13 protein-coding genes are annotated in these 10,592 nt (G+C 54.2%); 6 read left to right on the top strand and 7 right to left on the bottom strand.

Translation table 11 applies throughout. From position 1 onward, the window contains the following. The first annotated feature begins 4 nt into the window (after nt 1-4). The gene (locus BLR08_RS02220; protein WP_072327987.1) at nt 5-250 is read left to right on the top strand and encodes a hypothetical protein; all 246 of its coding nucleotides are present in this window, start codon (nt 5-7) and stop codon (nt 248-250) included. A 100-nt stretch (nt 251-350) separates the two neighbouring features. Then, the gene (locus BLR08_RS02215; protein WP_072327986.1) at nt 351-803 is read left to right on the top strand and encodes a hypothetical protein; all 453 of its coding nucleotides are present in this window, start codon (nt 351-353) and stop codon (nt 801-803) included. A gap of 111 nt (nt 804-914) precedes the next feature. On the opposite strand, the gene BLR08_RS02210 is transcribed toward BLR08_RS02215, so the two are convergent. Then, nucleotides 915-1,103, bottom strand: coding sequence for a hypothetical protein (locus BLR08_RS02210; RefSeq protein WP_072327985.1), 189 nt, complete (start codon nt 1,101-1,103; stop codon nt 915-917). A gap of 286 nt (nt 1,104-1,389) precedes the next feature. Here BLR08_RS02210 and BLR08_RS02205 point away from each other — a divergent pair, with 286 nt between their 5' ends. After that, entirely contained in the window at nt 1,390-1,911 is a 522-nt protein-coding gene (locus tag BLR08_RS02205) for a Crp/Fnr family transcriptional regulator (RefSeq protein ID WP_072327984.1), read from the top strand. Here BLR08_RS02205 and hmpA read toward each other — a convergent pair. The 4 genes from hmpA to BLR08_RS02185 form a co-directional block, all read right to left on the bottom strand. Then, complete coding sequence (hmpA, locus tag BLR08_RS02200) at nt 1,878-3,092, bottom strand: NO-inducible flavohemoprotein (protein ID WP_072327982.1); 1,215 nt, start codon at nt 3,090-3,092, stop codon at nt 1,878-1,880. The genes BLR08_RS02205 and hmpA overlap by 34 nt on opposite strands. A 250-nt stretch (nt 3,093-3,342) precedes the next feature. Next, nucleotides 3,343-5,223, bottom strand: a complete 1,881-nt coding sequence (gene htpG, locus BLR08_RS02195) for a molecular chaperone HtpG (protein WP_072327980.1) — start codon at nt 5,221-5,223, stop codon at nt 3,343-3,345. Between the two features lie 341 nt (nt 5,224-5,564). Continuing rightward, nucleotides 5,565-5,987 (bottom strand): VOC family protein, encoded by a 423-nt coding sequence (locus BLR08_RS02190; protein WP_072327978.1) that lies wholly within the window; start codon nt 5,985-5,987, stop codon nt 5,565-5,567. A 72-nt stretch (nt 5,988-6,059) separates the two neighbouring features. Then, nucleotides 6,060-6,479, bottom strand: a complete 420-nt coding sequence (locus BLR08_RS02185) for a DUF1801 domain-containing protein (RefSeq protein ID WP_090585833.1) — start codon at nt 6,477-6,479, stop codon at nt 6,060-6,062. Between BLR08_RS02185 and BLR08_RS02180 the strand changes: the two genes are divergently transcribed. Then, the gene (locus tag BLR08_RS02180) at nt 6,478-7,617 is read left to right on the top strand and encodes a zinc-dependent alcohol dehydrogenase (protein WP_072327976.1); all 1,140 of its coding nucleotides are present in this window, start codon (nt 6,478-6,480) and stop codon (nt 7,615-7,617) included. The genes BLR08_RS02185 and BLR08_RS02180 overlap by 2 nt on opposite strands. A 204-nt stretch (nt 7,618-7,821) precedes the next feature. Here the strand turns inward: BLR08_RS02180 and BLR08_RS02175 are convergent, their stop codons facing one another. Both BLR08_RS02175 and BLR08_RS02170 read right to left on the bottom strand, forming a co-directional pair. Further along, nucleotides 7,822-8,244, bottom strand: a complete 423-nt coding sequence (locus BLR08_RS02175) for a VOC family protein (RefSeq protein ID WP_072327974.1) — start codon at nt 8,242-8,244, stop codon at nt 7,822-7,824. A 92-nt stretch (nt 8,245-8,336) separates the two neighbouring features. Beyond that, entirely contained in the window at nt 8,337-9,377 is a 1,041-nt protein-coding gene (locus BLR08_RS02170; RefSeq protein ID WP_072328356.1) for an AraC family transcriptional regulator, read from the bottom strand. 172 nt (nt 9,378-9,549) lie between these two features. Here BLR08_RS02170 and BLR08_RS02165 point away from each other — a divergent pair, with 172 nt between their 5' ends. Both BLR08_RS02165 and BLR08_RS02160 read left to right on the top strand, forming a co-directional pair. Next, on the top strand, nt 9,550-10,134 hold the full coding sequence (locus tag BLR08_RS02165) for an NAD(P)H-dependent oxidoreductase (protein ID WP_072327972.1): 585 nt from the start codon (nt 9,550-9,552) through the stop codon (nt 10,132-10,134). Nucleotides 10,135-10,250: 116 nt separating this feature from the next. Next, nucleotides 10,251-10,532 (top strand): ArsR/SmtB family transcription factor, encoded by a 282-nt coding sequence (locus tag BLR08_RS02160; RefSeq protein ID WP_072327971.1) that lies wholly within the window; start codon nt 10,251-10,253, stop codon nt 10,530-10,532. Nucleotides 10,533-10,592 lie beyond the last annotated feature (60 nt).

The following is a 10,592-nucleotide window of genomic DNA, read 5'->3' as shown; positions in this document are numbered from 1 at the left end:
ACCTATGGCTCCGGTCATATTGTTGATCGCACACTTGGGACTAGCGGCGATCCTGCTGCCCAAGCTGATAAAACGGCGGCTGTGGCGTGATACCGGCTTCTTCGCTCTGCTTCTCGCCTATTCGGCCTACAGTGTCGTTTCGTTTCATTACCATCTGCCCCAGATTAATTTGCTGCGCTTGGTCGATTATGTCCTGACTCCGCCCGGTTTATGGATCGAGCATTGGACCGGGGGACCACCAAGCGCCTAAAACTGAGGAAAATATTTACTACTTTAGGTCCATGTTGGAACGCTTCCGTTTGTTTACAATAGGTGACGGGGAAACAAGAAATCGAAGGAGTGAACATGTGTTGAAATCGTATGGATGGCGCATTTTTCTTCTACTCGTTTGCAGTATGTTCGTCGCTTTGCCGCTGGCCTCTGCAGAATCTGCCGGCTCCGCCTCCGGGTCCAAGCTTATTCAGCAAGAGAACTGGTTCAACAGCTACTGGGGGCTGCATCTGGGTATGACATCAACCGATGAACGCTCCGAATTTTATGCGACAGGTCCTAACGGGGAGGCTTGGATGGTCAGCATCGCCGGGGACCGTTTCCGCTTGCGGGACTGGCATCATCAGAAGCCGACCGTCTACACGAAGGAGCTTCATTACGAGACGTCCCACATGGGCGGGACTCAAATCTCCAAAGCGATCATTGACGCGGACGGACGGCTGTACGATGTTAGCAAAAACTGCTATGGGATTTCGACAGTCCGCTTCTCGGGCAACCTGGTAATCAACACCGACGTTTTTGTAGTCAAATAACCGGCTCCCATGCCAGCAAGCCCCCGCGTTTTTCGCCGGGGGCTTGTTTGTGAATGCCGGTCTGTCCGTCAGGCGAATGCCGGATCTCTATATGCAGTCGCAAGAAGGCGGTTATTGAAGACCTTTGTTCTTTTTGGGTTTCTTGGAATCTTCAAGTTCAAGGAGTTTGGCAGAGGCTTGGACAGGCTTCAGCTCCAGATTCTCAAAAAGAGCCGTCATGCTTTTCATCTTCGCAAGCGCTTCATCCTCGCGAAGAGGTCCATACAGTACTTTACCTTTGTAGCAGATGTTGAATTTCATCGGGACCGCACTCTCCATACATGAAGTATATAGGTCTATAGTATCATATAGAGGACCCTAAATGGCAAGTCTTGTAGAACAAAAAATAAAAATACTAGAGGCTTTCCACCTATTGGTCATGCTGGTTAATTAAAGCTTTTGTTTCCGCTTCTATTTTCCCATTTCCTGTGGTAAGCTTTACCGTGCGACAAGCGCTGCTTGCCAATCGGCGGCTGCGAAAAAAAGCGATAAGCCGGCAATTTTGCCGGTCTATCGCTTTATCCATTTCAGAAACGAGGCATTTCCTATGATACTGCATAAAGGCGAGATCCTATTCCGTCAAGGGGAGACGGGTCCGTTGTTTCGACTTCGCAGCGGTCTTCTGAAAATTATCCGCGTCCACGAGGATGGGAATGCTTTGCTCGTCAATATGATTGTGCCCGGAGAGACGATCCCCCATCATTCCCTGCTTACCCCTAACCCTTACTACGGCACGGCGGTAGCGCTGGTCACCTGCGAGATCGACGTGCTTCCCGCCGCGGACTGGTATGCGCAGCTGGAAGGCGACCCGGCCCGTTATCGCGCGATCGCCCTCCAACTGCAGGATAAGCTGCGAATGATGCAGCAGCGGATCGACCAGCTAACAAAAACATCGCCGGCTGAGAAGCTGGCCAGTCTTCAGCGCTGGTTTCAGACTTATATCGGCGCAAATCAGCTAACGGACGTCCTGACCCAGGATGAGATCGGACAGTTCGCAGGTCTTCGCAGAGAGACGGTCAATCGGCTGCTGCGCGCTCACAAGGAGCCGGCCGGACCGAAAAACTCATAATGGATGTCGGCTTCCTCGACTCCCCAGCTAAGCAAAGCGTCCCGGACCGACTTCATGAACGGCGTTGGTCCGCAGAAGTAAAAGCTCGCATTCCGAGAGACGGCTGTCTGCATCAGCCACTCCTGATCGATGTACCCTTCCTTGTGAAAGCCCGCCCCCGCGCGGTCCTGCTCCGATGGCCTCTCATAACACCAATACGCGGAAATATTTCCATGGCGGCTGGCAAGCTCCTCGACATGCCCCCGCATCGCATGGACTAATCCGTGTTGAGCGGCATGGATAAAGGTCACAGTACGCGCCGAGCCCGATTCGGCCAATGTGTTCAGCATACTGATCATCGGCGTCAGCCCGACGCCCCCGCTGATCAGCACGACAGGCCGCTCATCCTTCTGATCGAGCGTGAAGTCCCCTGCAGGGGCCGACAGCCACAGCACCTCACCTTCCTCGACATGAGCATGCAAGTACGTGGAAACTTTGCCGGCAGGCCGGTCTTGCATCGCGTCCTCCCGCTTGACGGATATCCGGTAGTACGGCTTGCCGGGCGCGTCGGATAAACTGTATTGGCGAATATGCGTATACGCTTCGCCCGGCATGTTCAGCCTGACGCTTACATACTGCCCCGGCTCGAATGCCGCGGGCTGACTGCCATCCCGGGGAGTCAAATAGAAGGAAGTAATGACCTCGCTCTCGCGAACTTTGCGTCTCACGACAAAGGGCTTGAAATCCCCCCAGCCTCCTGCTTGCACCTCCGTATGCCTGTACATATCCGATTCCACGTCTATAAAGACGGAAGCTATCACGCCGTAAGCAGTCGCCCAAGCCTCCAAAATTTCATCGGTCGCCGCCTCCCCCAGTACTTCCCGAATAGCGCCAAGCAAATTCTCGCCTACGATCGGATAATGCTCCGGCTTGACTCCCAAGCTTCTATGCTTATGGGCGATCCGCTTGACAACCGGCAAAATATTCTCCAATTGATCGATATGCAGAGCGGCGGCATACACGGTGTTGGCGAGCGCAGCCTGCTGTCTGCCCTGCTTCTGATTGGCATGATTGAATATATGCAATAACTCGGGATGAGCCGCGAACATGCGCTCGTAAAATCTGGTCGTGATCGCCGTACCGTGCACCTCGAGTACAGGCACGGTCGATTTGATGATTTCAATTGTTTTTTTATCCAGCATCTGTTTCGCATCTCCTTTGGCCTATATGATCTACGACTAAGTATAGACAGTGCGGACGCCGGACATAGTGATTGGAATCACACTCAAATCTAACGATCTGTGACAAACCCCCTCAGGGAGAACGATAACAGCGGCGGTCCCGAAAGAGAAAAGAGCGGGCCAACGACGCCGACAGCTCCCCCCACCTTCGCCAAGCACACGCACAAACGCCAAACAACTAAGCCTGAGGCTTGGTTGTTTGGCGTTTCAGTTAAACCATGATTTTGCAAATATCGTTCGTAAATTCGACCGGGTCCTGCAGCGGCAGCCCTTCGATCAGCAGCGCCTGGTTGTACAGCAGCGCCGTATACAGGTTCAGCTTCTCCTTGTCTTTGTCGAACGCATCCAGCAGCGACTTGAATACCTCGTGCTGAACGTTGATTTCGAGCACCTTGTCCGCCTTGACGTTCGGATTGTTCGGCATCGCATTCAGAACTTTCTCCATCTCGATCGTAACTTCGCCTTCTGTCGACAGGCAGACCGGGTGGGATCTCAGCCGCTTGGACGCCTTGACGCTGGTCACCTTGCCTTCCAGCTGGCTCTTCATATAGTCGAAGAGATCCTTATGGGCTTCCTTCGCAGCCTCGTCCTTGTCTGCCGACTCCTCGGACTCGATGCCCAGATCGCCGCCGGATACGGAGCGGAACTCCTTGTCCTTGTATTTCATGATCATCTTAATCGCGAATTCGTCGATATCGTCGGTAAAGTACAAAATCTCGAAGCCCTTCTCCGCGACCAGCTCGGTTTGCGGCAGCTTCTCGATGCGCTCGTTCGACGGACCGGTCGCATAATAGATGTACTTCTGCTCCTCAGGCATTCTCGATACGTATTCGTCGAGCGATACCAGCTTCTTCTCCTTGGAGGAGTGGAACAGCAGCAGATCCTGCAGCACGTCCTTGTGGCTGCCGTAATCGCTGTAGACGCCGAACTTGAGCTGGCGGCCGAAGGCTCCGTAAAACTGCTCGTACTTCTCGCGCTCGTCCTTCAGCATGCTTTGCAACTGGCTTTTAATCTTGCTTTCGATATTTTTGGCGATCAGCTTCAGCTGGCGGTCATGCTGCAGCATCTCGCGCGAGATGTTCAGCGACAGGCTTTCGGAGTCGACCATCCCTTTGACGAAGCTGAAGTAGTCCGGCAGCAGATCGGCGCATTTGTTCATGATCAGGACGCCGCTCGAATACAGCTCCAGCCCCTTCTCAAACTCCTTGGTGTAGTAATCGAACGGCGTGCTGCCCGGAATGTACAGAATCGCCTGATAGACGACGGCGCCGTCGGCGCTGATATGGATATGCTTAAGCGGCTTGTCGAAGCCGTAATGCTTCTCGTTGTAGAAGTTCTCGTAGTCCTCCGGCTTCAGCTCGTTTTTATTTTTTCTCCAGATCGGGACCATGGAGTTGATGCGCTGCTCTTCCTCGTAGTCCTCGAATTCGCCTTCGGCGCCTTCCTTCGGACGGCGTCCGGTGACGTCCATTTTGATCGGATAGCGGATGAAATCGGAGTACTTCTTAATGATCGATCTCAACCGGTATTCCTCAAGAAATTCGTCGTAGCTGTCGTCTTCCGTATTCTCCTTGATCTTGAGCGTAATCTCGGTTCCGACCTCCGCCTTCTCAGCCGGCTCAATCGTGTAGCCGTCCGCGCCGGTCGACTCCCACTTGTAAGCCGTATCGCTGCCGAGCGCGCGGCTGACGACCGTGACGACATCCGCCACCATGAACGCCGAGTAGAAACCGACGCCGAATTGGCCGATAATATCGTGGCCGTCCTTCAGCTCGTTCTCTTTCTTGAAGGCCAGCGAGCCGCTCTTGGCGATAACGCCCAGGTTGTTCTCCAGCTCTTCCTTCGTCATCCCGATCCCGGTGTCGCGGAGCGTCAGCGTCCGGTTGGCCTTGTCTGCAGAAACTTTAATATAGTAGCTGTCCTTGTCGAAAACCAGCTTATCGTCGGTCAGCGCTTTGTAGTAGATTTTGTCGATTGCGTCGCTCGCGTTGGAGATCAGTTCTCTGAGGAAAATTTCTCTTTGGGTATAGATGGAGTTGATCATCATTTCCAATAATCGTTTGGATTCCGCCTGAAACTGCTTTTTTTCCACTCCGGTTGTCTCCCCTTTCGATAATAAAACCTTCTCATTAGCACTCTCTACTCTCGAGTGCTACTCACTCCCTTTTATATCATTCCTCATTTTCGATGTCAAGATTGCCGCTAGAAGTCCGGGGAATAACGTGCGACCTGCGGCCGATCGGGGTTTCCACTCGCTGTTCCAACTCCCCATCAGCTCTCCGGCCTCTTATTCACCGGACTTCTAGATAAAGCAAGCGGTTTGGCTCTTGTCGGCATCCGGGGGCCGTCCGTATAGAAACGGCAACAGGACTGCCCCTCCAGCCTTTCAGCCGGAAGAGCAGTCCTGTTGCCGGTAAGCCTGCTTGCGTCGCCTTATTGATGCGCTTCGCCTGCGGCGTTCTCATCCATATACATAAACTCCCACAGATGCCCGTCCACATCCTGGAAGCTCCAGGTGTACATAAATCCGTGGTCCACTTTATCGTTGTAAGGCTTGCCGCCCGCGGCCAAAGCTTTGCTGACGATCTCGTCCACCTTCTCCCGGCTATCGGCAGACAGCGCTACGATCACTTCCGCCGTCGTCTCGGTGTTGGCGATTTCCTTGGTCGTAAATGTATTGAAAAATTTCTCTACCAGCAGCATTGCGTATATATTCTCTCCAATGATCATGCAGGTCGCGTTCTCGTCCGTATAGTGAGGATTAAACTCAAAGCCCAGCTCTGTAAAAAATGCCACGGACCTGTTCAAATCCTTTACCGGTAAATTGACGAATATTTGTTTGGATTGCCATGCCATTTTCCTTCACCTCTTCATCATAATTGTCCGCTCTTCTCTCACAGTATAGCCGATTCGCCGGGCTCCGGTTTCTTATGGATTGCTATGTTCGTCCGAATTGCTGGGTCCACCGTAGGCTTCCTGCAAAAATCGCACGGTGCGGCGGATCAATTGCTTCAGCACGTCCAAATCGATATCGTCCAGCTTGTTGACATAAACGCATGCTTTGCCGGTCGTATGCTTGCCCAGCGTGCTTAACAGCGGCTCGCGCTCCGCGGCGTCCATCTGAAGGTACAAACTGATCTTCGCTTGGCGGGGTGAAAAACCGACCAGCGGCGCATCGCCTTCATGGCCTGAGGCATACTTATAGTGGTTATTCATAGGCTGCCCCTTGTCTGACCATCCTAACAAAGAAATGCCGGCGAGCGCGGGCTTGGCGCATGCCCGTATCCTGTTCAGCCGGCCCAAAAGCGGGTAAAAGTCCAGGAACCCATTTCCGAGGAGGATGATCATGAAAGCAGTGACTTTCCAAGGCGCAAAAGACATTCAAGTCAAACAAGTCGAAGATCCCGCCATCCGCAGCAAAGACGATATTATCGTCCGCATCACTTCTACAGCGATCTGCGGCTCCGATCTCCATATTTATTTGGGCGCTCTGCCTGCCGAGAAGGATTATGTCATCGGGCATGAGCCGATGGGCATCGTCGAGGAGGTCGGCCCGGATGTCACCAAGGTGAAGAAAGGCGACAGGGTCGTACTGCCGTTCAACGTATCCTGCGGTCACTGCTTCTACTGCAGCCATGAGATGGAAAGCCAATGCGACAACTCCAATCGCAATCCCGAGATTCATACCGGAGGCTACCTGGGCTTCACGCCCCGTTACGGCAATTATCCCGGAGGGCAAGCGGAATATCTGCATGTGCCATATGGCAACTTCATGCCGTTCGTTATTCCGGAATCTTGCGAGCTGGAGGATGATGCGCTCCTCTTCTTATCCGATGTGCTGCCCACCGCCTATTGGAGCGTGGAAAATGCCGGGGTCAAGCCAGGGGATACCGTTGTCGTGCTCGGCTGCGGCCCGGTCGGGCTGATGACGCAGAAGTTCGCCTGGATGAAAGGAGCCAGCCGGGTGATCGCCGTGGACAACCTTCCTTATCGGCTGGAGAAAGCCAAGCGCATGAACCGGTCCGAGGTATATAACTTTGAAGAGCATGACGACATGGGCGCTTTTCTCAGAGAAACGACGTCTGGGGGAGCCGATGTCGTGATCGACTGCGTGGGCATGGACGGGAAAAAGTCGGCGCTTGAGGCGATCGGGCAGAAGCTGAAGCTGCAAGGAGGCACGCTGAGCGCCTTCGAGATCGGAGCCAAGGCCGTCCGGAAATTCGGGACGATGCAGCTGACCGGCGTCTACGGCTCCCTGTACAACATGTTCCCGCTCGGAGACCTGTTCGAGAGGAACATCAGCCTGCGTATGGGACAGGCACCGGTCATCCATTATATGCCGGAGCTGTTCAGGAAGATTACGGCCGGAGAATTCGATCCGACCGAGATCATCTCTCACCGGCTGCCGCTGGATCAGGCAAGCAAGGCCTATGAGCTATTCAGCGACCATGAGGACGATTGTATAAAGGTTATTTTGAAGCCGTAGGGCTCCCGAACCGTCATACCCAAACATCCCCTTGGAAGCCGTACAGCTGCCTGTCCGCTCCCAAGGGGGTTGCTTATCCTTTAACGATTCCGAGGAAGCCGCCGCATGCTGCACGGCTTCATCCAGCTTCGCAAAGTGAATCCGAACGGTCCTCTTCCTGACCTATGTGCGTGCCCGACTCGTGACCGGTTTCCCGGGCAGCGGCTAGTCCCCGAGCTCCCACGCAGGGTTCCAAACCACTTCCCACAGATGCCCGTCGGGGTCCAGGAAATGGCCGGAATAGCCGCCCCAGAACGTATCATGCGCCGGGTCCGTGATGACGGCTCCCGCTTGCTTCGCCTGCTCCATGACCTGGTCCACCTCAGCCTTGCTGCCTACGTTATGCCCGATCGTAAATTCCGTAGAGCTGGATGGTCCGGCCGCTACCTTCGCCTCATGCGCGATATCCTTGCGCTGCCAGATAGCGAGCTTGACGCCTGCCTGCAGATCGAAAAAAGCAACGGCGCCGTGCTCAAACTCCTGCCCTACAATCCCCTCCGTCGGCAGACCCAGACCATCCCGATAGAACGCGAGCGATCGTTCCAAATGATCGACACCCAGCGTAATTACTGAAATTCTCGGTTTCATCCTCATTACCTCCCGTTTCCATGTTCATACCTCGTACGCCCGATGCATTCACTACGGGGGCGCCGCGAGCCTTCTCAAACGAAACCCAGGCCCTATGAGCGCCCCGTCTGCCTGGCATCTGCCCGGTATTGGCCGGGCGTGACCCCCGTCCATTTCTTGAAGGCGCTCTGAAAAGCGCTTGGCTCGGAGAAATGCAGCGCATAAGCGATCTCTCCGACGGAATACTCCCGCTTCCTCAGATAGCCGATCGCCAGCTCCTTCCGCACTTGCGCGGACAGCTCGTTATAGGACGTATGCTCCTCCTTCAGCCGGTGCTGGAGCGTTCTCGAGCTGGTTCCGAGAGCCTCGGCGGTCTGCTGCAGCGTAGGGAAGTAAGACGGCATACATCGTTTGATCCACTGTACTACCTGCTCTGAGAACAAGCCCGCCGGCGCCAGCTCCGCCATGGCTTCCTTGGCCATCTCCTCGAACACGCTCAGCAGCCTCGCATCCGAATACATAATCGGGCGGTCCAGCTCTTCCTTGTCGAAGCACAGCACATCGGCGTCGCTGCCGAATCGGGGCGTTCTGCCGAACACCTCTCTATAAGGATTTGCGTCCGCCGGATAAGAACCTATGCCGGCCGGGGCGTCATGGGTAAAGCGGACATCCCGCAGCACGATAAGCCGGTTGCTAAGCTTGCTCATCAGCCTGAACAAGGAACCGGCCATATCTTCCACACAATGCCGGGACAGTCGCCCGGGCGGCTGGGCATACATCCGGAGGATCGCCTCTTCTCCCTGCACCTCCCATGCCAGATTAAAGCCGCTGCACACAATGACATTGTATCTCTGATAAGCGGCGAGCGCGTCTCCTATCGTCCGCGAATGCATCATCACATACCCGAGAACACCCAAATCCGCGAAATCCATAAGCTGTCCCTGGCGCAGCCCGAAATAATCATCCTGCGTATACTGCGAAGCCCGGATCAGTAACCGCTCCAGCTCCTCCCCGGTTATGCGCGCCTCCACATCCTGCAGCAGACGGGCATCGAACGAGGCGTAGGTGCAGAACTGCTCCGTATCCAGCCCCTTGTGCACAATGGTTTTCATGATCGGATATACCATGGAGACCGCTACTCCTTGGCTGTTCAAGCGCTGCTCCCCCTTCGCGTAAATTAGCAATTTACCAGCGCGATAGATCATATCTTTCTCCCGGCTGCCAGGTTATGCTAGTGACAAATCTTCTTTCACTATAGCATATTTCCAAACAGCCGGGAGGATCTCTCTTCTGCAAACAACCTACGACGGTCAGGAGGCAATCCCCATGAAAAACGATTTTATTCTAGTCATTAACGGACATCCCGATTCGCAAAGCTTCTGCTCGGCCCTGTCTGACGCTTATGCGAAGGGCGCCCTGGAGCACGGCGCCAGGATTCGCGTCATCGATCTGAGCAGGCTCTCGTTTGACCCGAACTTAAAGTACGGCTACCGGCAAAGGACGGAGCTGGAGCCTGAGCTGACCGAGGCTCAGGAGCTGATCCGGCAGGCCGGCCATCTCGTCTTTGTCTACCCTACCTGGTGGGGGGCGATGCCGGCCATCCTGAAAGGATTTATCGACCGCGTCTTTCTGCCCGGCTTTGCCTTCAAATACCGCGATAACTCCCCGCTCTGGGATAAGCTGTTAATAGGCAGAACCGCGCACCTGATCGTCACGATGGACACCCCCGTCTGGTACAACAGATGGATCTACAAGCGGGCCGGCATTCAGGTGATGAGACGCAATATTTTGCAGTTTTGCGGCATTACGCCTGTTCGCGTGACCGAGATCGGACCGGTCAAGGGCTCATCCCCGGAACAGCGGACCAAGTGGCTGAAGCAGGTCGGACGGCTGGGAGCCGCGCGGAAATAAGTTTTCGACAATCACGGCCTCGAATGGGCGGATCGGACGCTTTACAAAAACCGAAGCCATGTGGTATCTTATTTCCATACATTTCGAAATATCGAAAAACAAGGCGGTGAGAATCAATGGGCGAGGACAACGAGGAAGTCAAACAAGCGGTGAAGGTCTACAAAGCACTCGGTGAACCGACCCGGATAAAAATTGCGATGCTGCTGGCGGAAGAGAAAAATCTGTGCTGCTCAGATATCGGCAGCAAGCTCGAATCGGTCGCCGGATCAACTTTGTCCCATCATCTGAAGCAGCTTACGGAATGCGGACTGCTTAATCTGCGCAAGGACGGCACCTATATTTACTACAGCGTCAACAAGGAAATGGCTTTGAAATACGCCCCTTACTTATTGGGGTAGTTTTTTTTGCTCTATATTTCGATATATTTAGAAATATAAAAACAAAAGCAATTTAGAGAT

The organism is Paenibacillus sp. cl123 (assembly GCF_900101595.1).
Taxonomy (GTDB): Bacteria; Bacillota; Bacilli; order Paenibacillales; family NBRC-103111; genus Paenibacillus_G.
The sequence above is the reverse complement of the archived record's forward strand: the minus strand, read 5'-3'. Positions and strand labels throughout refer to the sequence as shown.

Excerpts from the sequence above, each read along its gene's own strand:
- BLR08_RS02160 (WP_072327971.1), top strand. The coding sequence starts at position 10,251 with ATGGGCGAGGACAACGAGGAAGTCAAACAAGCGGTGAAGGTCTACAAA.
- BLR08_RS02185 (WP_090585833.1), bottom strand. The coding sequence starts at position 6,479 with ATGATCATCCTCCTCGGAAATGGGTTCCTGGACTTTTACCCGCTTTTG.
- BLR08_RS02180 (WP_072327976.1), top strand. The coding sequence starts at position 6,478 with ATGAAAGCAGTGACTTTCCAAGGCGCAAAAGACATTCAAGTCAAACAA.
- hmpA (WP_072327982.1), bottom strand. The coding sequence starts at position 3,092 with ATGCTGGATAAAAAAACAATTGAAATCATCAAATCGACCGTGCCTGTA.
- BLR08_RS02205 (WP_072327984.1), top strand. The coding sequence starts at position 1,390 with ATGATACTGCATAAAGGCGAGATCCTATTCCGTCAAGGGGAGACGGGT.
- BLR08_RS02210 (WP_072327985.1), bottom strand. The coding sequence starts at position 1,103 with ATGAAATTCAACATCTGCTACAAAGGTAAAGTACTGTATGGACCTCTT.
- BLR08_RS02220 (WP_072327987.1), top strand. The coding sequence starts at position 5 with ATGGCTCCGGTCATATTGTTGATCGCACACTTGGGACTAGCGGCGATC.
- BLR08_RS02175 (WP_072327974.1), bottom strand. The coding sequence starts at position 8,244 with ATGAAACCGAGAATTTCAGTAATTACGCTGGGTGTCGATCATTTGGAA.
- BLR08_RS02165 (WP_072327972.1), top strand. The coding sequence starts at position 9,550 with ATGAAAAACGATTTTATTCTAGTCATTAACGGACATCCCGATTCGCAA.
- BLR08_RS02190 (WP_072327978.1), bottom strand. The coding sequence starts at position 5,987 with ATGGCATGGCAATCCAAACAAATATTCGTCAATTTACCGGTAAAGGAT.